This window comes from Amycolatopsis sp. lyj-90 (assembly GCF_046549035.1).
GTDB lineage: Bacteria > Actinomycetota > Actinomycetes > Mycobacteriales > Pseudonocardiaceae > Amycolatopsis.
The window spans coordinates 864730-890142 of record NZ_JAJPWP010000001.1; the positions used below are offsets into that span (position 1 = coordinate 864730).

Sequence of the window (25413 nt, forward strand, 5' to 3'; positions counted from 1 at the left end):
GCATGTTGACACTGGGGGACGGCACTGTCAATGGGTATATTCTACGAATGTAGGAAGTTGATATCCGGCAGGTTTTGCCTGGCAGTGGGCGAAAACTTGCGCTGGATTCTTTTGTCTACGTCTGTAGACTCTCGGCGGAAACGAGCTAAGGAGGGCACCCGTGAGCGGGTCGACCAAGACTGCCGGTCCCGAGCGGATCGTGGACATCGCCGTGGGGTACATGGCGGCCAAGCAACTCTTCGCGGCGAGCCGGATCGGCCTGTTCACCGCGCTCGCCGCCGGGCCGTTGACGGCGTCCGAGCTGGCCGGGAAGACCGGCAAACCGGAGAAGATCACGCGCATCCTCGGTGACGCCATGTCATCACTCGGCCTGTTGTCCCGTGTGGACGGACATTACGAACTGGCCGCCGACGCGGCGGAGTACCTCGGCGGCGGTGAGCTCGATCTGGCGCCGTTCCTGACCTTCCTGGACACGATCAGCTACCCGCATTGGTTGCAGTTCGGTCACACGGCCGACAGCGGCGAGCCCGGGAAACTGGAAATGGACGACGCGCGCTGGGGCACGTTCATGTCCGGCGTGATGACCTACAACGCCCTGCACGCCAAGATGCTGGCCGGCGCGTTCGATTTCGGCCCCCACCGGAAGCTGCTCGACCTCGGCGGGCTGTCGAGCGCGTTCGCGGTCGAAGCCATGAAGGCCAACGAAGAACTGCGCACGACGTTCGTCTTCGACCCGGGCTTCACCGAGTCGGTCACCACCGCGGCGGCCCTGGCGGGTCTCGCGGACCGGGCGACCGTCGTCGGGGCGGAGACGCCCACCGCGCGTCCCGAGGGCGAGTTCGACCTGGTGATGGTCAACCACGTCGTGCATCGCTTCGACGCGAAGCAGAACGCGGAGATCCTGCGCAACGCCCGCGCGGCCGCGGCGCCGGGGGCGAGTTTGCTGCTGCTCGACTTCTTCCTCGACGACGACGCGCACCAGCGCCCGATCGACGCGCTGCACGCGGGGGAGTACCTGGTGATCGACGGGACGGTCGTCTACCCGGAGGCCGAGGTCCGCGAATGGCTGACGGAGGCGGGCTGGCGGGTCACCGACCGGCTCGCGCTGCCGGGCAGCCCGCGGGTGCTCGTCGCGGAAGCGGTGTGACCGTGACCCTCGATCCCGCCGTCAAGGAGCTGCTCGCCCGCAGCGAGCCGCCCGAAGCGCCCGCCTTCCCGCCGACGGCCGCCGAGTTGCGTGCCGCTTTCGCCGCTTCGTGGCAGGCTCCCGAAACGGTCGAAGAGGTCGCCTCGGTCACCGATCACGTCCTGCCCTCAGGTGTCCGGGTGCGGCTTTACCTGCCTGACGCCGCCGGGGCGGTCCCGGCTTTCGTGTGGATCCACGGCGGCGGGTGGACGATCGGCTCGATCGACGAGAACGAGGTCGCGTCGCGCGCGGTGTGCAACGCGGCGAAGGTCGCCGTAGTGGCGGTGGACTACCGGCTCGCGCCCGAGCATCCGTTCCCGGCGGCCCCGGACGACTGCTACGCCGTCGTCGAATGGCTCGCTTCGGGTGGTGCCGGGGACGCGGTGGACGCCGGCCGGATCGCGATCGGCGGGGAGAGCGCCGGCGGCAACCTGTCGACGGTGGTCTCGATGATGTCCCGCGACCGAAGCGGCCCGCCGCTGGCCGCGCAGGTGCTGATCTGCCCGGTCTACGGTCACCCGGACGACGGCTTCCGGTCCTACGCGGACTTCGCCGAGGGATTCGGCATGACGGCCGGGGCGATGCGGTTCTTCTTCGATCAGTACGTGTCGGATCCCGCCCAGCTGAACGATCCGTATCTGCTGCCGCTGCGGGCCTCGGACCTGACGGGGCTCCCGCCGGCGCTGGTGCTGACCGCCGAGTACGACGTCCTGCGGGACGAGGGGGAGGAGTTCGCGCGGCGCCTGACCGACGCCGGGACACGGGTGGAGATGACCCGGTATTCGGGGCAGATCCACGGTTTCTACGGCCTGTACACCGACCTCCCGGCTTCGCCGCGCTCGCACGCGCACGTGGCGAGCTTCCTGACCCGGGTGTTCGGCCGCGACCAGTAAGAGCTGAAGGGCGCTTTCCCCGCGTGTGATGCGGGGAAAGCGCCCTTCGTCGCGTCGGATGCGGGGAAAGTTCCCTTCAGCTCAGGGGCGGGCCAGGCGCGCGAAGAACGACTCGAGGTGCTGCCCCTGCAAAGCGATCGTCGAGAACTCCCCGGCGACCAGGCTCATCACGTTCGCCCCGGCGTTGATCAGGACGACCTCGTCGACCAGCTGCTCGTCGGGCGTCTCGGTGACGATGTCGCCGTCCTCCCGGCCCTCGGCCAGGTACCGGTGCAGCAGGCCCCGCCACGAGCGGATGTGCTCCAGGTACTTGTCCTGCAGCTTCGGGTTCGTCAGCGAAAGCTGCCAGAAGGTGAGCAGGACGCGCCCCGCGGCGATGCGGTCCTCGTCGATCGGCATCGACGAGACGCACAGCTCCCGGAGCGCGACCAGCCCGCGCAGTTCGTCCAGTTCCACGTACTCGCGCATCATGCCGAGCGCGCGTTCGTAGGTGGCCTGGATGATGTCTTCCTTGCTGGGGAAGTACAGCTTGAGCGCACCGTTGGCGAAGCCGGCCGCGGCCGCGATCTCGCGCATGGTGGCGGCCTCGATCCCGCCCTGGGTGATCAAATCCCAGGTGACGTCGACGATGTGACTTCGCCGTTCGTCATGGTCGATGATCTTCGGCATCGGCAGACCTCCCACACTGGTTCTTCTACCAGTGTAGGAGATCAGGCGCGGTGATACACGCGGTGCCCGGCGAACCACGTTTGCGTCACCTTTGTCTTGACGAGCGCGGAAGGATCGGTTTGGAACGGATCGCGGTCCAGGACGACGAAATCGGCCGATTTTCCGGGGACCAGCGAACCCGTGACGTCGCCCAGTCCCATCGCGCGGGCGGCGGCGAGGGTGAAGACCTCGACCGCTTCGGCCAGCGTGATCGCCTGCTCCGGCCACAGCGCCCCGGGGAAGGCGCCGGTCGGGTCCCGGCGGGTCACCAGGCCGTGGATGCCCTCCCACGCGTTCGGGGACTCGCTGACCGGCCAGTCCGAGCCGCCCGCGACCAGCGCGCCCTCGTCCAGCAGCGACCGGTTCGGCTGCATCCGTCCCGCCCGCTCACCGGGCAGGACCTCGGCGATGGCCGCCGGGATGACCCCGGGGACCCACAGGAACGGCGAGATGTCCGCGGCGACACCCAGCGCGGCGAAGCGCGGCAGGTCGTCGGGGTGGACGAACTGGCCGTGCGCGACCTGGAACCGCGCCTCGGTGAAGCCCTCGGCGCGGACCTTCTCGACGGCGTCCAGCGTCGCGCGCACCGACGCGTCCCCGGTGCAGTGGACCTTGGCCGAGAGCCCCGCCGCGGCCGCGGTGCGCAGCCAGCCCACGAGCTCGTCGCCCGGCATGGTGGTGGCGCCGTGATGACAGGCGCCGTGGGCGTCGTCCGGCAGGTACGGTTCCAGGAAGGCGGCGGTCCGCGTCGGCGGGACACCGTCGAGGAAGATCTTCACGAAGTCCGGCCGGTGGTGTTCGCTGCGGTACTGCCCGGCGACCTCCAGCAGCGGTGCCCCGATCGGGTCGAAACCGAAGATCGGGTCGTTGATCAGCAGCGACGACACGACCCACGCGCGCAGTTCGCCCGCGTCGTCGAGGGATTTCAGCGCGCCCAGGATGTCCGCGGAGACCCCGGCGTCCTGGAACGCGGTGACGCCGTACGAATGCAGGGTGCCGATCCCGTGCCGCGATGCCGCGACGTGCTGCTCCGCGGTGAGTGTCCGCGTCTCGCTGAGCGCCCGCTCGACGGGCACGCCCGCCGCCTCGAGCAGGACGCCTACGGGTTCGCCGGTCGAAGAGTCGCGGACGATCTCCCCGCCCGCCGGATCGGGCGTCGAAGCGGTGACGCCCGCCAGCTCCAGTGCCCGGCTGCTCACCCAGCGGTTGTGCCTGCTGTCGTCGGAGAGCATGACCGGCCGTCCGCCCGCGGCCTCGTCGAGCGCGAGGCGAGCCGAAGACCGCGAAAGGGTGCTGACCAGGGTGGACGCCCAGGCGCCGCCGACCACCCACTCGTCCGGGCCGAGTCCGGCCGCCCGCGCGCGGACCGCCGCGAGGATGTCGTCCAGGCCCGCGTCGAGGCCGAAGTTCAGCTCGAACAGGGCCGAGCGCCCGGCGAGGGCGTGATGGTTGTGCACGTCGACCAGACCGGGCATCACGAACGCGCCGTCGAGGTCGACGACCTCGGTGTTCGGCCCGCGTTCGATGTCCTCCAGGGACAGCACCCGGCCGTCCTTGATCGCCAGTGACGACGCCCAGGGCCGGGCACCGTCCACTGTGTACACCTTGGCGTTGGTGAGGATGAGGTCGGCGGTCAAGGCTCAGCTCCCGGCAGGGTCGTAAGCCTCGGGGTGCACGGTGGTGCTCAGCAGCTTGCCGTGCGCGCCGAAGGTGAAGTGGGTGGGCGTGTTCCCGGTGGCGTCCAGTCCGAAAAGGACGCCGTGCGAGCGCAGCCGCTTCGCGTCGCGGTGATCGGCGACGGTCACGGAGGCGCACGGGATCACCTTCTCCCGCCAGGCGAAGACGTAGATACCCGGCCGCAGTTCGTAGACCGAGTTCTCGTCGGTGTCCGCGAGCCCCTTCTCGGGCCCGGCCAGGCACTGCCAGGTGTACCAGTGCGGGCTGAGGTACACGTGCTCGTAAGCGTGCGCGGTGCTGTACACCCACAGCACCCGGCGCCCGACCAGCGACGTGGTCGGGGCGAGCGATTCACCGCTGGGCTCGATGCCGCCGATCGTGGCGGCCACGAAGGTCTGCGTGACCCGGGGCGCGGTGTCACCGATCTTGCTCAGCACGAGGAGCGCGCGGCCGCGGCGCAGGTCGAGCAGCAGGGTGAACGCCTCTTCCTGCCGCGCCTGCGGGTGGAACTGGACGTAGTACAGGTCGTCGTCGACCAGGAACGTCTCGCAGCGGTCGGTGCCGGTGCCGCGGTAGGTCCACTCGATCCGGGTACCGGAGAAGGCCGCGGTGAACCTGGTGCCGTCTTCGCAGGCGAGTTCGAAGGTTTGGCCGTGCAGGTCGCCGACCGTGGGGGCCTTGTTCGCGTCGAAACCGGGGGCGAGGCCGTCCAGCGGCAGCCAGGTGGACGTGTCGGACAGGGTCAGTTCGGGCATTCGAGGTCCTAGTGCTCGTGGGCGGAACAGTGATCGTCGGCTGCACCGGAGGGCAGGTCGAGGGCCGGGTTTCGGTCCAGGAAGCCGTAGGGGCGCAAGGTGAAACCGGAGTAGTCGACCGGCATGACCGGCCAGTCCTCCGGACGCGGGATGTGGGTCGGGCCGAAGACGTGCCACAGCACGAGGTCGGTGTCGGTGAGGTCCCGGTCGGCGGCGGTCCAGGCGGGCAGGCCCGCCCCGCCCGGATGCGCGTTCGGCCGGTCGCCCGCCGGGAAGCGCTCGTCCGCGCGGTACGGCGTCGCCCACAGGTGACGGGTGGCGAAGGTCGCCCGCTGGTGGACACTCGATTCCGGCTGCGCCATCAGCGTCGCGGACGGCCGGGGCACGAGCTGGTACGCCGTGGGGGTGCCGAGCCGGTTGGTCCGCTCCGAGCTGCGGATCTCCCAGACGCGCGCCTTGGCCGGATCCGCGTGGCGCTGCGCTTCCCGTTCGGTCCGCAGCGGGGTTTCCTTCCAGGTGAAGGCGTTCCCGTACGGGTTCTGCTCGCCCATCGGCACCCGCTCGACGTCGATCTCGACGAGCGAGTTGCGTTCGCCGTCGATCGCCACGTCCAGCCGCGCGCAGAACAGGTGCTGGTGCACCGGCGCGAACAGACCGGGCGCGATCTCGTTGGCGTGCGGGTGTTTCGTGCCGGAGTGCGCGGCGCCGGCGAACACGATCCCGGTGGCCTTCGCCTCCAGCTCGACGGTGCCGTCGAGGTAGAGGTACCAGAAGAACCCGTAGTCGTAGTTGCCGATGGTGGAGATGGACGAGATCACCAGGCGCCGCGAGCGGCGCACCTCGGCGCGGCCGTCGAGATCCGTGTGCTTCCACAGGATCCCGTAGTCCTCCTCGTGCATGCAGATCGCGCGCGGGATCTCGACCGGGTGGCCGTGGTCGTCGGCGACGAACGCGGGGAAGTAGTGGATGACGCCGAGACAGTCGCAGCCGAGCCGCAGGTCGTTGCCGTTCTTGCCGAGCAGGTACTCGCCCGCGTCGAAGTAACTGATCCAGAACCGGCCGGGCGCGGTGTCGCCGTAGGGCACCACCATCTCCGGTACCGACGCGCGGTGCAGCACCGACCGGTCCTGGAAGCTGATTTCGTGCAGTGTCAGGCCCTCGCGGGCGTTGAAGCCGACGCGGAGTTTCCAGCCCTCCCAGGTGACCTCGTGGCCGTCGACGGTGAAACTCGGGCCCTCGGGCTGGGTGATCTCGATCGGCTTGAGGGTGGTGCGGGCCGGGACGCCGTCGTAGCGGCCGTGCTCCGGCGGGACGGGCACGTCGCCCTCGTCCTCGACCCGGAGCACGCGCTGCTCGGTGAGGTTGATGTGCACGATCAGGCCCTCGACCGGATGCGCCCACGGGCTGTCGGACTCGTCGTCGCGCAGGAAGGTCAGCGACCGGATGACCCGGCCGGTTTCGTCAGGCCTGCCGAAGAAACCGGGCGCCAGGGGAGCGCAGAAGGCGTGCTCGATCCGGTCGGCGAGCCCACGTCGCTCCATCGCGGCCTGCCATTCCGGCGACGCCTTGGTGATCGACGCGGCGAGGTCGTACTCCTCGAACAGGTACGCGGGCTGGCCGTCGCCGCAGTCCTCGGACGAGACCAGCGCGCTCTTGGTCAGCGAGACGACGACGTCGCGGGCCTGCCCGGTCGCGGTGTCCAGGAGCGTGTACTGGACGCGCCGGTCGGCGTCGGCGTCGGCTTTGTCCGGCTCGACCGGCAGTACCGCCGGGAACCGCGTGGTCGCGGTGAGCAGGCCCTCGGCGGCCAGGATCTCGCGGCCTGCGGAGAGTTCGTCGGCGGTCAGCGGGTCGAGCGGATGCGGCCTGGTCATACTTCGCAGTCTTGCCGGTCCGCCCCCGGCTGAAAAGACCGCGCGGCCGTCGTGCGGCTGCGGACAAGAAGGATGCACTGACGGCCAACCTCCGCGAGCGGCCCGGACCGCAGGATGGCGCCATGCGACTGGATCTCGCGGGCAAGGCCGTGCTGGTGACCGGCGCGGCGTCCGGTATCGGCCTTGCCTGCGTCCAGGCGTTCCTGGCCGAAGGCGCGCGGGTCGGCGCCCTCGACCGGGCACCCGTGCCCACCCTGGCCGACGGCCTCCTGGCGGTCCACGCCGACGTGACCGACGAACGGTCGGTGGCCGCCGCGGTCGACGCCGTGGCCACCCGGTTCGGCGGGATCGACGTCGTCGTCGGCTGCGCCGGGATCTCCGGCCCGGTGGGGACACCGGTCGCCGAAACCTCGGCGGCGGACTTCACCGAGCTGATGGCGGTCAACGTCACCGGCCAGTTCCTGCTGGTCAAACACGCCGCGCCGTGGCTCACCGCGGCGAACGGCTCGGCCGTCCTGCTGGCCAGCGACTCGGCGTTCACCAGCGCGCCCGGCATGGTGCCCTACTGCGCTTCGAAGGGTGCCGTGGTCGCGATGACCAGGGCGCTCGCGGTCGATCTGCCCGGCGTCCGGGTGAACTGCGTCTGCCCGTCGGTGGTCGACACCCCGATGGCGCGCGGTGATCTCGGCGAGGCGCTCGACGATCCCGCCTTCCCGGTGCAGGCTCCTGAAGACGTCGCCGACCAGGTGCTCTATCTCGCGTCCGCGCGTTCGCGGACGATCAACGGCCAGGCCGTGCTCGCCGACTTCGGCGTTTCGGCCCGTTCGGGTTTTCCCGCTTAGAAAGGACTCACGCGAGTGAAGAAGGTTGTCGCGATCACGGGTGGCGGTACCGGTATCGGCGCGGCGGTCGCCCGCCGGTACGCCGACGAGGGCGCCCAGGTGGTGGTCCTCGGACGTCGGCGCGAGCCGCTGGAGAAGGTGGCGGCCGAAACCGGCGCGTACGTCGTCACCTGTGACGCCAGCGAACGCGAAGCGGCCGAGAGTGCCGTAGCGGAGATCGTCGGCAAGTTCGGCAGGCTGGACGTCGTGGTGGCCAACGCGGGCGGGCACGGCCTGTCTTCGGTGGTCGACACCGGTGACGAGGAATGGGAACTGGCGCTGCGCTCGAACCTGTCCAGCGCCTTCGTGTTCTGCCGGGCCACGCTGCCCTCGCTGGTCGAAACCGGTGGACAGGTGGTCATCGTGTCGTCGCTGGCCGGGTTGTTCGCCGGGCCCAACGTCGCCGGGTACACCGTTGCGAAGCATGCCCTGATCGGGCTGACCCGCTCGATCGCCCGCGACTACGGACCGAAGGGCGTCCGCGCGAACGCCGTCTGCCCCGGCTGGGTGCGGACCCCGATGGCGGACGGCGAGATGGACCAGTTCGCCGAGGCCGCGGGCTTCACCGGCGGGCATGCCGAGGGCTACCGCCGGGTCACCGCCGAGGTCCCGCTGCGCCGTCCCGCCGAGCCGGAGGAGATCGCGTCGATCGTGCGGTTCCTGGGCTCTTCGGAGTCGTCGTACATCACCGGCGCGGTGATCGTCGCCGACGGCGGCGCACACGCCGTCGACCTCCCGACGCTGGCCTTCGAACGGGCGGGCATGGGCTCTTAGCCGTTAGGTGGCTCGAAGTACATGAAGGCCCCCTTCCTTGCGTTAGGCGCAAGGAAGGGGGCCTTCATGTACTTCCCGAAAGGTGCTATTCGCCCAGGTAGGCCGAGTGCAGGGTGCCGGGGGAGTCCAGCAAGCCCTGCGCGGAACCCGTATAGGTGACACGTCCCGAAGAGACCACCAGCGCATCGCTTGCCACGCCGAGGGCGAGGTGCGTGAACTGCTCGACGAGCAAGATCGCGGCACCTTCCTCGGCGAACCGCGTCACCATCGGCAGCAGCCGCGTGAACACCACCGGCGCGAGGCCGAGCGACATCTCGTCGATCAGCAGGAACGACGGCCGCGCGGCGAAAGCGCGGGCGAGCACCACCATCTGCTGCTCGCCCCCGCTGAGCAGCGCCGCCGGCGAGTCCCGGCGTTTCTCCAGTTCGGGGAACAGCTCGAACAGTTCTTCCGCCCGCGCGCGGGTGCGTGCGGTGAGCATCAGGTTCTCCAGCACGGTCAGGCCGCCGAACACCGCGCGACCCTGCTCGATATGCGCCAGGCCCCGCCGCGCGCGGTTGACCCGCGACTGCTTGGTGATCTCGTCGGATCCGATGTGGACGGTCCCCGCCGAGGCGGGCACGACGCCGGAGACGGCCTCCAGCAGGCTGGTCTTCCCGGCGCCGTTCGGCCCGACGAGCGCGGTGATCCGGCCCGGTTCGAGGGTGAGGTCGACGTCCCGGATCACCGGTCCCGCGCCGCGGGTGACGGTCAGCCCCGCTATCCGCAATGCGTTCACAGCAGCTCCGTTTCACCCATGTACGCCTTGAGCACGGCCGGATCGGCGAGCACTTCGGCCTGGGGTCCCGACGCGAGCACGCGGCCGAAGTCGAGGACGGTGATCGTGTCGCAGACCGAGCGCACCAGATCGAGGTCGTGCTCGATGAGCAGCACGGACACCCCGAACCGCGCGGGAACCTGCCTCAGCCGCTCCCCGAACGCGACGTGCTCTTCGTGCGGGAGGCCCGCGGCCGGCTCGTCGAGCAGCAGGACCCGGGGCCGCGCCAGCAGATGCCCGACGACCTCGACCAGTCTCCGGGCGCCGACGTCCACTTGCGACAGTGGCGTGCGGGCGGCCGGACAGCCGAAGAAGTCCAGGGCGTCGCCGATCTCGTCGGCGGTGATCCGTCGCCTGGCGAGGAACTTGAGGTAGGCGCCGACCGTCAGTCCCGGCGGGACCCGGTCCTGCTGGAACGTCCGGCGCAGCCCGGCTCGGGCCCGGTTCGACGGCGACCCGGTCAGCGGCTCGCCGCCCAGTTCCACCGAGCCCTCGGCGTTCGGCAGGAACCCGCTGATCGCGTCGACCAGCGTCGACTTGCCCGCGCCGTTGGGCCCGATCACGCCGAGCACCCCGTGCTCCGGCACGGCGATGTCCACCGAGGACAGGGCCGCCACGTGCCCGAAGTTCACGCTCAGCCCGCGCACGGTGAGCACCGGCGGGCCAGGGGGCTTGGACTCGATCTCCACGGCCCCGGCGGCGAGATCGAGTTTCGCCGGTTCCTTTTTGGACCGCCGGTACCAGACCTGCCGCACCGTGGTTCCCAGGTTCCCGCCACTGGCCAGTGCCTGGACACCGAGCACGCCGAACACCACGAAACCCCAGTCCTGCGGGATTCCCCAGCGTTTCAGCAGTTCCGGCACGCCGACCCAGAGCACCGCGCCGAACACGGCCATGTCGATCAGATGCGCGCCCGACATGATCGCCAGCACGTACAGCGCCAGCGACTGGATCGCGGTGAAACTGGCCGGAAACGCCAATCCGACCTGCCCGGTGAGCAGGCCACCGCTGATCCCGCCGAGGGTGGCGCTCACCGCGAACGCGGTCAGCTTCGACGTCCGCACGCTCGTGCCCGCGGCCGCCGTCCCGCGCTCGGAGAACGCCACCGCCTGCCAGGCGCTGCCCCAGCGCCCGCGACGGAGGAAGTACACGGCCAGGCAGCACAGCACCAGCACCACGACGGCCAGCTGGAAGTAGGACCGGTCGTCGGAGAAGGCGTCCGGCCGTTCCACCGAGATCCCGCCGGAAACACCGGGGAACTGGAGCTGGACCAGCGCGAGGTCGGCCGCGGCGGCGAGCCCCAGCGTGACGACGGCGAGGTTGATCCCGCGCAGCCGCAGCGCAGGGAGCCCGACGAGCACCCCGACCACTCCCGCGGCGAGCCCGCCGAGCAGCAGCCAGACGAGGAACCCGCCGGGTGCCTGCGCCTCGTTCAGCGCGGACACCGTCCAGGCACCGACGGCGCCGAAGGTCAGCTGGCACAGCGAGATCATCCCCGCGCTGCCGGTGACCACGCCCAGCCCGAGCAACGAGATCCCGGCGACGACGGCGCTCATGCCCAGATAGACGAAGTACCCGTCGAGCCCGACGCTCAGTCCGTAGCCGACCGCGATCGCCACCAGGGCGACCACGAACGGCACCCCGGTGCGTACCCCGCGCTGTTCAGCGAGCCGCATCCCACACCTCCTTGCGCTGCGACCAGAGCAGCAGCGCGACGATCACTGCGAACGGCAGGAAGTACCGCACCACCGAAAGGCCGTCGACCTGCGCGGCCGCACCCTGGATCAGGCCGAGGCCCAGTCCGCCCGCGACAGCGAGGTCGAGGCGGCGGAACCCGCCGAGCAGGGCCGCCGCGGACGCCGGGACCACCAGCATCGCCAGCGACGTCGCGTCGTTCGACTGCGACGGCGCGACGATCGAGATGACCAGCGTGCTGACCACGCCGGTGACCGCCCAGACCGCGATGCTGAGCCGTTTCGCCGGGATGCCCAGCAGTTCCGCCGTCGTCGGGCGTTCGGACAGTGCCCTGAGCTGGACCCCTGCCGAGGTCCGGCTCAGGACGATCTTGCTGGCCACCGCCACCAGCACCGCCAGCGCGACGGTGACCACGGTGACCTGGCTGATCACCACCCCGCCGACGGTGAGCGCCGGGCCGTCCAGGATCGGATGGAACGGCTGCGGTTTGTTGCCGAACAGGATGAACGACAACGAGATCAGCAGGAGCAGCACGGCCACGGTGACCGCCGAGCGGGTGCCGGTGTCCGCCTCGGCGAGCCAGGTGGACACGATCCAGCCGAGCAGTGCGCTGAGCAGTCCGCCGAGCAGGATCCCCGCGATGGTGGCGAGCCACATCGGCAGTCCCCAGCCGACGGACAGGAACACCGCCACGTAGCAGCCGAACATCCCGGTGGCCGACTGGGCGAAGTTCACCACCCGTACCAACCGCGACATCAGCGTCAGGCACACCGCCAGTACCGCGTACAGTCCGCCGGCGGCCAGGCCGGCCAGCGCTCCCTGCAGCATCGTTTCCTCCTGTTACTTCTTGGGAATCCGCAGCCAGTCGTTCGCCACGAGCTCCCATTTGCCGGTGCCGGAGGCGAGCTTGATCGGCCAGCCCGCGGTGTTGTCGTGGTGTGTCTGGCCCGGTCCGAAGACATACGGCGTGCCGACCATCGGATCGGTGATCGGTTTCATCTCGCGCAGCGCCTTGGTCACCGACTCGCGGGTGACGTCACCGCTGATCCCGCGGACGACTTCGAGGAAGTACTTCGCCGCCAGGTAACCGCCCTGGCTGAACGACGTCAGGGGGATGTTGTTCTTGGTCATCAGGTCGTGCCAGTCCTTGTTCTGCGGGCTGGCCGTGTCGGTGAACGGGTAGAACTCGGCGGGCACGTACACCCCGGCGCCCGCGTTGGTGACGGCCTTGGCGTAGTTCTCGCTGTAGACACTGGTCAGCAGCAGCCAGGTGACGTCGTTCCAGCCCTGTGCGGCGGCGGCCTTGAGCTGCCCGATGGAGTCCGGCTCGACCGGGTTCACCGTGATCGCCTTGCACCCGGCGTTGCGGGCCTTGACGATGTAGGAGGTGTAGTCGGAACCGCCGTAGGGCACGGTCGCGTCGAGGTACTTGAGCTTCTTGCCGGTGATGGCCGTCCACTCGTCGATCGCCGCCTGGTACGAGGGCAGCGTGTTGCCCGCGATCTCCAGCAGCGCGCAGATGTCGTTCAGCTTCAGCGTTTCCGAGCCGTAGAGCAGCGTCAGCGTCATGTCGTGGTACGGGCCGACGTTGGCCGGGGCGATGTTGGGGCTGGAGAAGCACGCCGGGTCCACGCCGATGCCCTGGATGGACAGGATCTTCTGCTGTTCGTAGTACTTGTTGTTGATCTCGCACTCGATGAGGCTGGACGAGCCGACCAGCGCGACCGCCTCGTCGCGGCCGACGACCTCGCGGGCCGCGGCCGCGGCGGCCGCTGGGTCACCCTTGTCGTCCAGCGCCTTGTACTCGATCTGTCTTCCGTTCACGCCACCGCTCGCGTTGGCCGCGTCGAAGACGGCCTTGGCCGCCTGGGAGGCTTCGGGGAACGTGGCCGCGCCGCTCAGCGCGTTGACCGAGCCGACCTTGATCGGGCCGCTCGCACCGCTTTCGGCCCCGGCACAGCCCGCAGTGGTGAGCAGGACCGCCGCGGCGAGGGCGACGAGGCGCCGCGCGGGCTTCACCGGTTCTCCGAATCGTTCATGGCGTTCACGACGGGCGCGGAGTCGACGATCTGCTCGAACGAGGTGACCTTGCCGCCGTCGAACTTCCACACGTGCGCGACCCTGGCGGTGAACGAGCGACCGGTCTCGCGGTGCTTGCCCTGGTAGGTGCCGATGCCGATCACCGTGTCACCCGCGTCGGCGAGCTCGCCGAGGGCGAAACCGTAGCCGTCCCAGTCACGGGCGATCGCGCCGAAGACGTTGTCCCGCACCTCTTCCGGACCGGTGTAGGTACCGGCGTAGGGGAATCCGGCCGCCTCCGTCCAGGTGGTTTCGGGACCGAGCGGGGCCAGCATGCCCGCCAGATCGCCTCGGTCGCTCGCGGCGTAGTGCGCGGCGATGATGTCTAAATTGGACACTTGAAGCTCCTTAGACCGGTTGCGCGTCGGGGTAGGCGACGGCGCCGAGTGGGTAGATGTGCCCGCCCGCGCGGGAGTGTTCGGACCGGCCGTCGCCGGTGATGCCGAGGAAGACGCCGGTGGTCTTCAGCGCGTAGCCGAGGTCGTGCAGCCACACACTGGCCACGGCGATGCGGAATTCGCGGAAGCAGAACAGGTAGAGCCCGTCCTGGAACTTCCACACCGTCGACAGGTCCATGTCACCGTGGCCGCGCTGCACGCCTTCGAGGCATTGCCAGGCATAGCGTTGCGACGACACGTACACGTGCTCGTAGAGGTGTTCCGGGCTGTAGCGGTAGATGTTGCGCTTGCCGATCAGGTCGCGCGACGGCCCCGGCCGCTCGCCGGTCGGCATGCCCGCGTCGGTGGTGCCGGACCAGAACGTCTGGGAGACACGGGGAACACCCTCGACGTCTTCGGTGCCGATCACCGAGCGCACGGCGAGCGCGCGATGTGTCGTCGTGGAGAAGACGACGGTGAGTGCTTCACCTTCCACGCTGGCATGGGGGAGATTAACGAAGAAAACGTCTTCCCGGACGGCGACCGCGTCGTACGGATCCTTGATGCCGTTGCAGGTGACGGTTTCCGCGTCCTCGAACCGCAGCGCGAGCGCCGTCCCGTCGTCGAGGGTGACGGTGAGCTCGCGTCCCGACAGGTCCGCGTTCGGCAGGCGATAGGTGGCTATTCCGGCGGCGAACTCGTCATAGGTGCGCCACTGTTCCTCGGGTGCTTCGGGCATGCGGTCATCGTCGAGGCGACCGCCCCGGCGGGGCCAGCTGTCACGCGCTGGGCGGCAACAACCGATCGCTCACGGTCAAGCCGCGGCGCAGTTCGCTCGGCGAGCAGCCGAATTCCGTCTTGAACACCCGGCTGAAATGCGGCGCGTCGACGAAACCCCACTTCGCCGCGATGGCGGCGACGGGCCGTGAAGCGTGCACGGGGTCCAGTAATTCGCGGCGGCAGTGTTCGAGGCGACGGGTGCGGATCCAGCCCGAGACGGTCGTCCCCTGTTCGTGGAAGAGGCCGTGCAGATGCCGGGTGGAGATGTAGTGCTCGGCGGCGATCTGCGCCGGGCCGAGGTCGGTGGAGGAGAGGTTCGTGTCGATGAAGGCGAGGACGCGGCGCATCAGTTCGTGGTGTGGTCCGGCCGTCGCGCGGGCGAGATCGAGCTCGCTCGCGAACAGCGTGGCGAGCAGGTCGACCGCCGTATGCGCGAGCCGGACGCCCGCCGGACCGCCGAGCTGGTCGAGGTTGCTGCCGAGTTGCGCGAGGAAGGGCACCACGACGTTGCCCATACCCCGCTTGCCCGACATCGGGACCGCGGTCAGCTGGCCGACCAGATCCCGGGGGAGATCGATGAGCCGCTGCGGGAACATCACCACGAGCGTGCGGAAATCCTCTTCGAACGCCAGGGAATACGGCCGGTGCGTGTCGTACAACGCCACGTCACCGGGGCGCAGCATCGCCTCGCGGTTGTCCTGCACCAGCAGCCCGGTCCCGGAGAGGATCAGGCTCAGCTTGTAGTAGTGCCTGTCCGCCCTGGCGATGAGCTCGGGCGTCCGCTCGACCACGTGCGCGGACGCGGTCACCTCGGTCAGCTGGACGTCGTCGGCGCCGCACGAGCGGATGCGGCCGCGGAAGTGGTCACGGTGCTCGCTCGTCACGTGCAGCGGCACGAAGGAGTGTGACACCACCGTGCGGAAATCAGTGAAATCTCGCGCGACCATGGTCGTGGTCGGGTCGGCGGTGGCGGTGGTCACGAGGTCACCTCGCAGCATCGGGGGGTGAATTTCATATACGATAAGCGATACGATGCTGCCGGGCAATGATCGCGGCGCGGTCAGTCGGCGAGGCGGAACAGGAGAGTCCTGGGGTCGACGTCGACGGGTACCACCGTGCCCGTTTCGTAGCGGCCGACCTCCTCGGTGAGCACCCGTGCGCTGAACGGGGTCACCCCGGGACCGGTGACGACGAGATCGACGTCGTCCGCCGGAGTGCTCACCTCGCCGACCCAGATCCGCTTGCTGGAAACGACTTCGGCGGTCGCGCGGACGCCCGTCCGGTCGAGCGCGCGGTGGGCCTCGCGGGCCTTGGCGTTCTGCCAGAGCTGAGAACCGACGGTCGCCAGGCCGCCGATCGTGAACACGATGCCCATGGCGAGGACGACCAGGCCGTCGTCATCACCGGGTGCGAAGTGGGTACTGATCCACAGCAGGGCCGGGCCGATCAGGGCCAGCACGGTCATGAAGAAGCCCATCAGGCACCCGAACCCGGTGAAGACGGGCAACTCCGGCGCTTCCTTGCCTTCGCGGTCCGTCGTCACCGGCGAGACGTTACTGACCGGTTTTCCCGGCCGGTCCGGTAAAAATCCCCGCTTGGCGGATCAGACGGTGAGGACGAGCTTGCCCCGGAGGTGCCCGCCGTCGAGCAGCCGGTGCGCGTCGGCGACGCGCTCGAACGGGAACGTCTCCTGCACATGGACCCGGAGCTTGCCCTGCTCGGCGAGCTCGACGAGACCTCGCAGGGCGACCGGATCGGGGTCGACCGCGACGCCGCTGAAGTGCACACCGGCCGCCTCGTACCTGGCGGCGAGTTCCGCATCCTCCTCGGCGACCGCCGTCACCAGATGACCACCTGGGCGGAGCACGCCGAGCGACCGCTCGACGGTGTCGCCGCCGATCGTGTCGAAAACGACGTCGATGTCGCGGACCGCCTCGGCGAAGTCGACCGCCGTGTAGTCGATCACCTCGTCGGCGCCGAACTCCTCGACGAACTCCCGCTTGCTTCCACTGGCGGTCGTGATCACGTGCGCGCCGAGCGCTTTCGCGATCTGGATCGCGACGTGACCGACCCCGCCACCACCGCCGTGGATCAGGACGCGGTCGCCCTCGCTCACGTCGGCGAGGTCGACGAGGCCCTGCCACGCCGTCAGCCCGACGACCGGCAGCGCCGACGCCTCGACGTGCGAGAGCGACGCCGGTTTGCGTGCCAGGTGCAAGGCCGGCGCCGACACGAATTCGGCGTACGCGTTGGCCGCCCTCGGGAACAGCGGCATTCCGAACACTTCGTCGCCGGGCCTGAACCGCCAGGTCTGCGGCGCCTCGTCGACCACACCGCTGATGTCCCAGCCGAGGACGAACGGCGGCTCGCCGAGCAGGGGGAATTCGCCGGCGCGCAGGCGCGCCTCCAGCGGGTTCAGCCCGATCGCCTTGACCCGGACGAGAACCTCGGTCGGAAGTGGCCGGGGCACGGGCGCGTCCACGAAGGTGAGCACTTCGGGACCGCCGAGTTTCTGCTGGGTGATGACTCGCATGACGCCAAGTTAGGTTCCCGATAGGAACCCGCAGGTACCTTTGACGCCGTGAGCGATTTCGGTTCCGGTGGTCTCTTCCTCGCCGACTGTCCGGCACGTCTGGCGGTCGAAGTGATCGCCGACAAGTGGACGGTGGTCGTGCTCGCCGGACTCAGCGAGGGCCCGGTGCGCCACGGCGAGCTGGTCGACCTGATCGGCGGCATCTCCCGCAAGGTGCTCACCCAAACGCTTCGACGGCTCGAAGCGCACGGACTCGTCCGTCGTCACGCGTATGCCGAGGCGCCGCCCCGCGTCGAGTACGAACTCACCCCTCTCGGCGCGACGCTGATCGACCCGATCCACATCCTGACCGAGTGGGCGAGGGCGAACGGCGACGCCGTGCTCGAAGCGCTCGACGCCGATCCCGGGGGCCATCGTTAACCGCGGTTGTGCCGGGCCAGTGCGTCGAAAGACCGCTTGCGCTCGAACCGGTACGGCGACAGTTCGTCGTGATGCCGCTCCCGCAGCGTCTTCACGAGGCTGAACGACGCCATGTCGTAGTCGTGCTCCGGTTGTGACGGATGATGCGGCAGGTTCGGCGCGATGAACGTGTACACGTGCGCGCCCCGCAGGCCCGCCGAGTCGAAAACGCGTAACAGGCGGGCGATGTGGTCGGCTTGTTCGCTTTCGTTCCGCACGTGGCCAGGCTTGATCTCGGGCGGATCCTGCTCGTAGTCGATGATGTCCCAGCCCATTCCGCCCGCCTGCGCGGCTCCGGTGAAGGTGCACGAGCCGAACTCCAGCACCATCACCGGTTTGTTCCACCGCCGGTACTGCGCCAGGTCCTTTGTGTACTCCGCATCGGTGGCGAAGTACGGGTAGTAGTCGATTCCGACGATGTCGAAGAGGTTCCAGTCGATCGGCTCCAAGCCGCCGACCGCCGCGTAGGTGATCCGCCCGCGGAAGTTCCGGCGGGCGACGTCGGCCGCCCGCGCGACGAAATCGGCCAGCCGTTCCATGATCTTCGGCCATTCCTCGGGCGGGATCGTGGCCATGTTCGCGAGCCGTTCCTGGAAGGTCTCGCCGGGCACGATGCCGGGAGTGAAGATGAAATGCTCGCAGCCGGTGACGAACTTGACGTCGTCGCCGTGCCGCAGCCGCTCGGCCTGCCGGGCGGATTCGGCCAGATGCTCGAGAACCTGGTCCTGCGGGTGGTCGTAGAGCCTGGGCTGGACGTACACCTCGATGCCGCGTCGCAGTGCCGCGGCCGTCGTCTCGGTGAGCCTGCCGATCTCGGTGCCGAAGGCGGTGATCGACGGGCAACGCAGCTCGTCGGCGATCACCCGGATCTCCTGTTCGAGCAGTCGTCTGTTCCAGCGCACCCGGCTCAGCGGCTCGCCCGCGGCGTGCAGGACTCCGGTGTCGTAGGCGACTCCGCCTCTGAGCCGGCGTGGTTTGCCCGCGGCCTCGGCCGTGCCCCCGCCGAGACCCGTCACCGCCACCGCGCCCGCGACGGATTTCAAGAACGTCTTGCGACTGATCATGACTTTCCCCTCGCTAGTTGCTCAACTAGGCTCCTGTTCATGCAACCAGAAAATGAGTCGGGCGACCAGGGGAAGCGCTCGTTCATCGAGGAGGCCAGGCGCGGGCAGATCGTCTCGGCGGCCATCGAGACCATCGCCGAGATCGGTTACGCGAAGGCGTCCTTCGTGCAGATCGCGCGGCGGGCGGGGATCAGCCCGGGGCTGATCACCTACCACTTCACCAAACGTGAAGAGCTGATGAAGCAGGTCATGCAGACCGTGCACACCTCGATGGACAAGGCGCTGAGCGCGCGTGCCGAAGGAGCGGAGAGCTACGCCGCCGCACTGCGCGCCCTGATCGAGGGCTTCGTGTTCTACTTCGCGGAGCGGCCGTCCGAGATCATCGCGATCGGCCAGATCGCCACGGCGTCGAGGGATGCCGAAGCCGCGCGGAGCTGGTTCGAGCATCAGAGCGCGAAGACGCTGGCCGAACTGGAGGAGATGTTCCGCGAGGGGCAGCGGCTCGGCGAGTTGCGGGAGTTCTCGCCGCGGGTGATGGCCGTGTCGCTGATCGCCGCGATGGAAGCGGCCCCTGCCGAACTGCTCACGAGACCGGACACCGATGTCCCGGGTTACGCGCGGGAACTGGCCGACCTGTTCGAACGCGCCGTGAGCCGCCCGGGTAGCGAGGCGAGCAGTTCGTAGGACCGTCGGCGGTCGGCGTGGTGGAAGAGCGGCGTGGTCACCATGATTTCCGCGGTGCCGGTCTCGTCGAGAATCCGTTGTAGTTTCGGGATGAGTGTTTCGGGGCTCCCGGTGAGCACGGCGCCGGAGCGTTTCGCGATTTCCGCGCGATCATCGGCGGTGTAAGGGAATGCTGCGGCTTCCTCGGGGCTGGGCAACCGGACGCGGTTGCCGCGGAGTCGGCTGAGCACCTTCAGGCGCGTGGACCCGGCGAGCCATTCGGCGCGTTCGTCGTCCTCGGCGGCGATGACGGAGACGCTGACCAGATCCGCCTTGACCGGTGCGTCCGGTGCCAGGTGGTGCGCGAAGGCGTACTTGATGCCACGTTCGGCGGCGAGCGTCGCGCTTTCGGGGAAGCGGCCGAGCAGCCACAGTTCCGGGATGTTGCCGCCGAGGACGAAGATCGCCTTCACTTCGGCGTCCTCGGGCGGGTTCAGGAATTCCCGGAGTTCGTCGAGTTGCACGCCGAAGTCCTTTGTCCTTTGTGGACGTAAGGCCGCGGAAGCCGCCTTCGATCCACCCGGCGCGCGTCCGATGCCGAGGTCGATCCTGCCGGGATGCAAGGCGGCGAGGGTGCCGAACTGCTCGGCCACCACGAGCGGCGCGTGATTCGGCAGAAGCACCCCGCCCGCACCGAGTCGCAGCCGTCGCGTGGCGTTCGCGAGGTGGGCGATGAGAACCGCCGGCGCGGCATCGAGCCCTGGACGATGGGGGAGGTGTCCAGGACCGAGAGAGCCGGGAGCGTGGCGGAGGCCATTCGGTACTTTCTCGTGAGTGGTAAGGACGGTTCTAACCGTCCTTACCACTCACGAGGCTGTCAGGCGAGTGAGGCGGGAAGCGTTTCGAACCCGCGCAGGATCCGGGTCTCCCGCCGCCGCGCCCCACCCTGGAGCCGCAGATCGGGGAAGCGCTCGAAGATCGACCGCAGCCCGATCTCGCCTTCCATCCTCGCCAGCGAAGCGCCGAGGCAATAGTGCCGCCCGGCGCCGAACGACACGTGGTCCCGCGCGTTCGCCCGGGTGACGTCGAAGGCGGACGGGTCGTCGAAGATGTCCGGATCGCGGTTCGCGCCCGCGAGCACGGTGCTGACGATCGCCCCGCGGCCGATGGGCTTTCCGCCGATCTCGGTGTCGCGGGCGCACAACCGGCCGGTGAGCAGGACGGGCGGGTCGTAGCGGAGGATCTCGTCGGTCGCGTTGCTCCACAACTCCGGGTTCCCGCGCAGTTTCCCCAGCTGATCCGGATGCCGGGCGAGCAGGGCGATGCCGTTGCCGAGAAGGTTGACGGTCGTCTCGAATCCGGCCGCCAGCACCAGTCCCGCCGTGGCCTTGAGTTCCCGCTCGGTCAGGCCGACGCCGTCCTCGCGGGCGGCGATCAGCTTGCTGAGCAGGTTGTCGCCGGGATTCGCCCGCAGTTTCTCCAGATGCAGGGTGAGCCACGAGTCGAATTCGGCCAGCGTGGCTTCGACGGTCCGGAAGGTCCGCCACGGCAGCCCCAGGTCGAGGCTCGGGGCCGCGGCGCCGCCCAGCGCGAGCACCTTGTCCCGTTCTTCCGGCGGGACACCGAGGATCTGGCTGATGACGGTGACCGGCAGGAGCCCGCAGTACTGCTCGACGAGGTCGACGGGACCGTCCGGGTCCAGGCTGTCGAGCAGTTCGTCGGCGATGGCCTGCGTGCGGTGCCGCAGCTGTTCGACCGCGCGGGCGGTGAAGACGCGCGTGACGAGCTTCCGGTAGCGCGTGTGGTCGGGCGGTTCGCTGGCGAGCAGCGACGGCGGTTCGATCGGATGGATCAGCCCGGACGCCGACCAGGCGACGAGCCGGTTGAGCAGCGGGTTGTCCGGGACGAACCGCACGGATTTGAACGCGTCGCTGGTGAGGATCTCCTTGCAGGCCGAATGCCGCGTGGTCACGTGCCCGACCCGGGTGGTAGCGATGGCGCCGTGCGAGCGGATCTCGTCGAACAACCCGGTCAGGTCCGTGCCGCCGCTCGCCTCGACCGACAGCCTGCCCTGGAGATCGCCCCGGCGCGCCGCGGCCCGCAGGGCCAATCGGGGGATCGCGTGGCCGATGCTCCAGCGGGTGACCGGTTTGGCTATCTCCTCCGCCCGGCGCCGGAGGTTCCGGGCGGGAGCGGTCTTGAGTGCGAACATCAGGACTCCGTCCGTGCGGGTCCTTCGAAGGTATCGGAACGACGTGTCAGTAGCGAGTGGCCCGACATCTGCGGGCCGGGGTTTCCCTCGGTAATGTTCTGCACTTCCGGCGGGCCGGGGGAGTGCTTGTGGGCGGCTACGGGTTCGACATCGCACTGGTCGCGGTGCTGGTGGTGGTCAACGCGGTGTTCGCGGGCAGCGAGATGGCGCTGATCTCGTTGCGCGAGGGCCAGTTGCGGGCCTTGGAGCGGGACGGCCGCGCGTCCGCCCGGACGCTGGCGCGGCTGGCGCGCGACCCGAATCGCTTCCTCGCCACGATCCAGATCGGCATCACGCTCGCCGGATTCCTGGCCTCGGCGACAGCGGCGGTGTCCCTCGCCGAACCCGTGGTGCCGCTGTTGAGCTTCCTCGGCGACGCCGCCGGAGCGGTGGCCGTCGCGCTGGTGACCATGGTCCTCACGTTCCTGACCCTGGTGCTCGGAGAGCTGGCGCCGAAGCGGCTGGCCATGCAGAACGCGCTGCGGTGGGCGCTGCTGGTGGCGCGTCCGCTGAACCTGTTGTCGACGATCTCGAGGCCCGTGGTGTGGGCACTGAGCGCGTCGACGAACTTCGTCGTGCGGGCGCTGGGCGGACGGGCGGAAGCCGATCCGGACCAGATGTCGCCCGAGGAGCTCCGGGAACTGGTCTCGGCGCAACGCGGTCTGAACGCCGAGCAGCGCATGATCATCAACGGCGCACTGGAGATCCACGAACGACGGCTGCGGGAAGTGCTCGTTCCCCGCCGCGCGGTGTTCACGCTCGCGGCCGAGCTGGACCTCGAGTCGGCGCGGCGGCAGCTGGCCGAGTCGGGCCACTCCCGGGCGCCGGTCGCCCGCGGCGGACATCTGGACGACGTCGTCGGCGTGGTGAGCCTGCGCGATCTGCTCGAAGACCGCGACGATCTCGCCGAAGTGGTCCGCCCCGCCGTGGTGTTCCCCGATTCGCTGCGGGTCTCGGACGCGCTGCGCAGCTTCAAGGCCGAGCGGGAGCAGATGGCGCTGGTCGTCGACGAGCACGGCGCCGTCGCGGGCATGGTCACGCTGGAGGACCTGCTGGAGGAGATCGTCGGCGAGATCTACGACGAGACCGACCGTGACGTGCTGGCCGTCCGCGACGGCAAGGACGGTTCGCTGGTGCTGCCCGGCACGTTCCCGGTGCACGACCTCGTCGACGTCGGGGTCGAGCTGGGCGACGCGCCGCCGGGGGAGTACGCGACGATCGCGGGGCTGATCCTGGTGATCCTGGGCCGGATCCCGGAGAAGCCGGGCGACCGGGTGGTGGTCTCCGGCTGGACGGCCGAGGTGCTCGGCGTCGAGCATCACGCGATCACGCGCGTGGCGCTGCATCGTGGGGCGAATGCGGAGCGGTGAGTTGCGCCGGGCGCCTCCGGTTGGCAGCGTGCCCGGTGTCCCACCACGAAGAAAGGTGTCCCGATGCCGGAAGACCAGCCCGATTTGAAGCCTCGTTCACGCGACGTGACCGACGGCCTGGAGCGCGCGGCCGCCCGCGGCATGCTCCGCGCGGTCGGGATGGGCGACGACGACTTCGCCAAACCGCAGATCGGGGTGGCGTCCTCGTGGAACGAGATCACCCCGTGCAACCTGTCGCTGGACAGGCTCGCCAAGGCGGTCAAGAACGGCGTGCACGCGGGCGGGGGCTACCCGCTCGAATTCGGCACGATCTCGGTGTCCGACGGTATTTCCATGGGGCACGAGGGCATGCACTTCTCGCTGGTTTCGCGCGAGGTGATCGCCGACTCCGTCGAGACGGTGATGATGGCCGAGCGGCTGGACGGTTCCGTGCTGCTGGCGGGCTGCGACAAGTCGCTGCCGGGCATGCTGATGGCCGCGGCCCGGCTCGACCTCGCCTCCGTTTTCCTTTACGCCGGCTCGATCATGCCCGGTCAGGTCGACGGCCGGGACGTCACGATCATCGACGCGTTCGAGGCCGTCGGCGCCTGCCTGGCAGGCAAGATCACCCGTGCCGAAGTGGACCGGATCGAACGCGCGATCTGCCCCGGTGAGGGCGCCTGCGGTGGCATGTACACCGCCAACACGATGGCGTCGGTGGCCGAGGCACTCGGCATGTCGCTGCCCGGATCGGCCGCCCCGCCCGCCGTCGACCGGCGCCGTGACGGTTTCGCCCACCGGTCGGGGGAAGCCGTCGTCGGCATGCTCCGCCAGGGCATCACCGCGCGGCAGATCATGACCATGGAGGCGTTCGAGAACGCCATCGCCGTCGTGATGGCGCTGGGCGGCTCGACCAACGCCGTCCTGCACCTGCTCGCGATCGCGCGCGAGGCCGAGGTCGATCTGCGCATCGACGACTTCAACCGCATCGGCGACAAGGTCCCGCACCTCGGCGACCTCAAGCCGTTCGGGAAGTACGTGATGAACGACGTCGACAAGGTCGGCGGCATCCCCGTGGTGATGAAGGCGCTGCTCGACGCCGGGCTCATGCACGGCGACGTGCTCACCGTGACCGGCAAGACGATGGCCGAGAACCTCGAGGGCATCGCACCCGACGGTCTCGACGGCGAGATCATCCGCCCGCTCGACCGCCCGATCCACAAGACCGGCGGGCTGACCATCCTCAAGGGATCGCTGGCGCCGGAAGGCGCGGTCGTGAAGTCGGCGGGCTTCGACGAATCGACCTTCACCGGCACCGCGCGGGTGTTCGACGGCGAACGAGCCGCCCTCGACGCGCTCACCGAGGGCAGGATCGTCGCCGGTGACGTCGTCGTCATCCGGTACGAAGGACCCAAGGGCGGGCCGGGCATGCGCGAGATGCTCGCCATCACCGGCGCGATCAAGGGCGCCGGGCTCGGGAAGGACGTCCTGCTCATCACCGACGGCCGGTTCAGCGGCGGCACGACCGGCCTCTGCGTCGGCCACATCGCGCCGGAAGCCGTCGACGCCGGGCCGATCGCGTTCGTGCGCGACGGGGACCCGATCACACTCGACGTCGCGAACCGGACCCTCGAAGTCGAGATCGCCGACATCGAGGCACGCCGGGAGGGCTGGGCGCCCAAGCCTCCGGCGTACACGCGCGGTGTGCTCGGCAAGTACGCCAAGGTCGTCCAGAGCGCCGCGCACGGAGCCGTTTGCGAGTAAGCCGACCAAGGAAGGTTCCGTGTTGAATCAAGTCGTGAATTAATAACCGGCATGCGACGGTTCACCACGGTCCTCCTTGGCACGCTCGCTTCCCTCCTCCTCGTGACCGGCACGGCCTCCGCCGCGCCGCCACAGGCACTCGACTGGTCGGCGCCCTGGCCCGACCGGATCTACGAACCAGCCTTCGACTACGACGGCGACGGTTGCTACCCGACCCCGGGGATCGGCCGTGACGGCACTCTCGCGCCAGGACTCGCGCTGGGCGGCGACGTCAACGGCCAGTGCCGCGACCTGTCCGATTTGGACAACACCAACGCGTACTCCCGGGTGAAGTGCAACAACGGCTGGTGCGCTTACCTGTACGCGCTCTACTTCGAGAAGGACCAGGCCGCGCTGGGCCCCGGGAGTGCCGGTCACCGGCACGACTGGGAGCACGTCGTCGTGTGGGTGCAAGGCGACTGGGGCAGGTACGTGTCCACGTCGGCCCACGGCAAGTACACGACCAGGCATCGCGACCAGGTCCCGTGGGACGAGACGGGCAAGCACCCCAAGGTGATCTACCACAAGGACGGGATCGGCACGCACTGCTTCCGGCACGCGGGCTTCGGTGAGGAGCCGGAGAACCACAAGAAGCAGTGGCAGTATCCGCCGCTGGTCGGCTGGGACGGCTACCCGCCGGGCCTGCGCGACAAGCTGACGGGGCACGACTTCGGCAGCGCCCAGCTCGGGATCCGGGAGTCGTCGTTCAACGGCGAACTCGCCAAGGCGAAGCCCGCCGGGATCCCGTTCGATCCGAACGCCTGACGCCGGGCTGAAGGGCCCCTTCGTCGCATC

General features: G+C 69.3%; 25 protein-coding genes. 9 read left to right on the forward strand and 16 right to left on the reverse strand.

The genetic code is table 11. The features are described from left to right. Window positions 1–160: 160 nt before the first annotated feature. Together ACLJPX_RS03480 and ACLJPX_RS03485 are read left to right on the forward strand one after the other, a co-directional pair. Window positions 161–1147 (forward strand): methyltransferase dimerization domain-containing protein, encoded by a 987-nt coding sequence (locus ACLJPX_RS03480; protein WP_410598683.1) that lies wholly within the window; start codon window positions 161–163, stop codon window positions 1145–1147. Then, complete coding sequence (locus tag ACLJPX_RS03485) at window positions 1144–2079, forward strand: alpha/beta hydrolase (protein WP_410598684.1); 936 nt, start codon at window positions 1144–1146, stop codon at window positions 2077–2079. The genes ACLJPX_RS03480 and ACLJPX_RS03485 overlap by 4 nt, the downstream gene beginning before the upstream one ends. Window positions 2080–2160: 81 nt before the next feature. Here ACLJPX_RS03485 and ACLJPX_RS03490 read toward each other — a convergent pair whose 3' ends face one another. From ACLJPX_RS03490 to ACLJPX_RS03505, 4 genes are read right to left on the reverse strand one after another with little or no spacing between them, the layout of a single operon-like run. Further along, window positions 2161–2748 (reverse strand): TetR/AcrR family transcriptional regulator, encoded by a 588-nt coding sequence (locus ACLJPX_RS03490; RefSeq protein WP_410598685.1) that lies wholly within the window; start codon window positions 2746–2748, stop codon window positions 2161–2163. A 41-nt stretch (window positions 2749–2789) separates the two neighbouring features. Then, entirely contained in the window at window positions 2790–4424 is a 1635-nt protein-coding gene (locus ACLJPX_RS03495) for an amidohydrolase (protein ID WP_410598686.1), read from the reverse strand. Between the two features lie 3 nt (window positions 4425–4427). Then, entirely contained in the window at window positions 4428–5219 is a 792-nt protein-coding gene (locus ACLJPX_RS03500; protein WP_410598687.1) for a molybdenum cofactor biosynthesis F family protein, read from the reverse strand. 8 nt (window positions 5220–5227) lie between these two features. Then, complete coding sequence (locus tag ACLJPX_RS03505) at window positions 5228–7093, reverse strand: primary-amine oxidase (protein WP_410598688.1); 1866 nt, start codon at window positions 7091–7093, stop codon at window positions 5228–5230. A 122-nt stretch (window positions 7094–7215) separates the two neighbouring features. On the opposite strand from ACLJPX_RS03505, the gene ACLJPX_RS03510 reads away from it, so the two are divergent. Further along, window positions 7216–7935 carry an SDR family NAD(P)-dependent oxidoreductase gene (locus ACLJPX_RS03510; protein ID WP_410598689.1) on the forward strand — a complete coding sequence of 240 codons (720 nt, stop codon included), beginning with the start codon at window positions 7216–7218 and terminating at the stop codon, window positions 7933–7935. A gap of 15 nt (window positions 7936–7950) precedes the next feature. Continuing rightward, window positions 7951–8748, forward strand: a complete 798-nt coding sequence (locus ACLJPX_RS03515) for an SDR family NAD(P)-dependent oxidoreductase (RefSeq protein WP_101608216.1) — start codon at window positions 7951–7953, stop codon at window positions 8746–8748. An 85-nt stretch (window positions 8749–8833) separates the two neighbouring features. Here the strand turns inward: ACLJPX_RS03515 and ACLJPX_RS03520 are convergent, their stop codons facing one another. The 9 genes from ACLJPX_RS03520 to ACLJPX_RS03560 form a co-directional block, all read right to left on the reverse strand. Beyond that, entirely contained in the window at window positions 8834–9526 is a 693-nt protein-coding gene (locus ACLJPX_RS03520) for an ABC transporter ATP-binding protein (protein WP_410598690.1), read from the reverse strand. Continuing rightward, entirely contained in the window at window positions 9523–11241 is a 1719-nt protein-coding gene (locus ACLJPX_RS03525) for an ABC transporter permease subunit (RefSeq protein WP_410598691.1), read from the reverse strand. Before ACLJPX_RS03525 ends, ACLJPX_RS03520 begins: the two co-directional genes overlap by 4 nt. After that, the gene (locus tag ACLJPX_RS03530) at window positions 11228–12088 is read right to left on the reverse strand and encodes a branched-chain amino acid ABC transporter permease (protein WP_410598692.1); all 861 of its coding nucleotides are present in this window, start codon (window positions 12086–12088) and stop codon (window positions 11228–11230) included. Before ACLJPX_RS03530 ends, ACLJPX_RS03525 begins: the two co-directional genes overlap by 14 nt. A gap of 12 nt (window positions 12089–12100) precedes the next feature. Then, a complete protein-coding gene (locus tag ACLJPX_RS03535; RefSeq protein WP_410598693.1) occupies window positions 12101–13279 on the reverse strand; it encodes an ABC transporter substrate-binding protein in 1179 nt (392 codons plus the stop codon). Further along, window positions 13276–13677 carry a nuclear transport factor 2 family protein gene (locus tag ACLJPX_RS03540; protein WP_410598694.1) on the reverse strand — a complete coding sequence of 134 codons (402 nt, stop codon included), beginning with the start codon at window positions 13675–13677 and terminating at the stop codon, window positions 13276–13278. The genes ACLJPX_RS03535 and ACLJPX_RS03540 overlap by 4 nt, the downstream gene beginning before the upstream one ends. Before the next feature lie 10 nt (window positions 13678–13687). Next, entirely contained in the window at window positions 13688–14455 is a 768-nt protein-coding gene (locus tag ACLJPX_RS03545; RefSeq protein WP_410598695.1) for a MoaF C-terminal domain-containing protein, read from the reverse strand. Between the two features lie 40 nt (window positions 14456–14495). Continuing rightward, a complete protein-coding gene (locus tag ACLJPX_RS03550; RefSeq protein ID WP_101607468.1) occupies window positions 14496–15494 on the reverse strand; it encodes a helix-turn-helix domain-containing protein in 999 nt (332 codons plus the stop codon). A 62-nt stretch (window positions 15495–15556) separates the two neighbouring features. Next, window positions 15557–16039: a hypothetical protein gene (locus tag ACLJPX_RS03555; protein ID WP_410598696.1), complete on the reverse strand. Its 483-nt coding sequence runs from the start codon at window positions 16037–16039 to the stop codon at window positions 15557–15559. A 60-nt stretch (window positions 16040–16099) separates the two neighbouring features. Further along, window positions 16100–17029: an NADP-dependent oxidoreductase gene (locus tag ACLJPX_RS03560; protein WP_410598697.1), complete on the reverse strand. Its 930-nt coding sequence runs from the start codon at window positions 17027–17029 to the stop codon at window positions 16100–16102. A gap of 48 nt (window positions 17030–17077) precedes the next feature. On the opposite strand from ACLJPX_RS03560, the gene ACLJPX_RS03565 reads away from it, so the two are divergent. Further along, complete coding sequence (locus ACLJPX_RS03565; RefSeq protein ID WP_410598698.1) at window positions 17078–17449, forward strand: winged helix-turn-helix transcriptional regulator; 372 nt, start codon at window positions 17078–17080, stop codon at window positions 17447–17449. On the opposite strand, the gene ACLJPX_RS03570 is transcribed toward ACLJPX_RS03565, so the two are convergent. Next, window positions 17446–18552: an abortive phage infection protein gene (locus ACLJPX_RS03570; RefSeq protein WP_410598699.1), complete on the reverse strand. Its 1107-nt coding sequence runs from the start codon at window positions 18550–18552 to the stop codon at window positions 17446–17448. The genes ACLJPX_RS03565 and ACLJPX_RS03570 overlap by 4 nt on opposite strands. A gap of 39 nt (window positions 18553–18591) precedes the next feature. Between ACLJPX_RS03570 and ACLJPX_RS03575 the strand changes: the two genes are divergently transcribed. Next, window positions 18592–19236, forward strand: a complete 645-nt coding sequence (locus ACLJPX_RS03575) for a TetR/AcrR family transcriptional regulator (protein WP_410598700.1) — start codon at window positions 18592–18594, stop codon at window positions 19234–19236. On the opposite strand, the gene ACLJPX_RS03580 is transcribed toward ACLJPX_RS03575, so the two are convergent. Together ACLJPX_RS03580 and ACLJPX_RS03585 are read right to left on the reverse strand one after the other, a co-directional pair. Further along, complete coding sequence (locus ACLJPX_RS03580; protein WP_410598701.1) at window positions 19164–20081, reverse strand: MsnO8 family LLM class oxidoreductase; 918 nt, start codon at window positions 20079–20081, stop codon at window positions 19164–19166. The genes ACLJPX_RS03575 and ACLJPX_RS03580 overlap by 73 nt on opposite strands. Before the next feature lie 11 nt (window positions 20082–20092). Continuing rightward, complete coding sequence (locus tag ACLJPX_RS03585) at window positions 20093–21427, reverse strand: cytochrome P450 (protein WP_410598702.1); 1335 nt, start codon at window positions 21425–21427, stop codon at window positions 20093–20095. Window positions 21428–21555: 128 nt separating this feature from the next. On the opposite strand from ACLJPX_RS03585, the gene ACLJPX_RS03590 reads away from it, so the two are divergent. The 3 genes from ACLJPX_RS03590 to ACLJPX_RS03600 all read left to right on the forward strand — a co-directional run bounded on the left by ACLJPX_RS03590 (window position 21556) and on the right by ACLJPX_RS03600 (window position 25383). Further along, window positions 21556–22836: a hemolysin family protein gene (locus tag ACLJPX_RS03590; protein ID WP_410598703.1), complete on the forward strand. Its 1281-nt coding sequence runs from the start codon at window positions 21556–21558 to the stop codon at window positions 22834–22836. A gap of 63 nt (window positions 22837–22899) precedes the next feature. Continuing rightward, window positions 22900–24579 (forward strand): dihydroxy-acid dehydratase, encoded by a 1680-nt coding sequence (ilvD, locus tag ACLJPX_RS03595; RefSeq protein WP_410598704.1) that lies wholly within the window; start codon window positions 22900–22902, stop codon window positions 24577–24579. A 51-nt stretch (window positions 24580–24630) separates the two neighbouring features. Continuing rightward, window positions 24631–25383 carry an NPP1 family protein gene (locus ACLJPX_RS03600; RefSeq protein WP_410598705.1) on the forward strand — a complete coding sequence of 251 codons (753 nt, stop codon included), beginning with the start codon at window positions 24631–24633 and terminating at the stop codon, window positions 25381–25383. Window positions 25384–25413 lie beyond the last annotated feature (30 nt).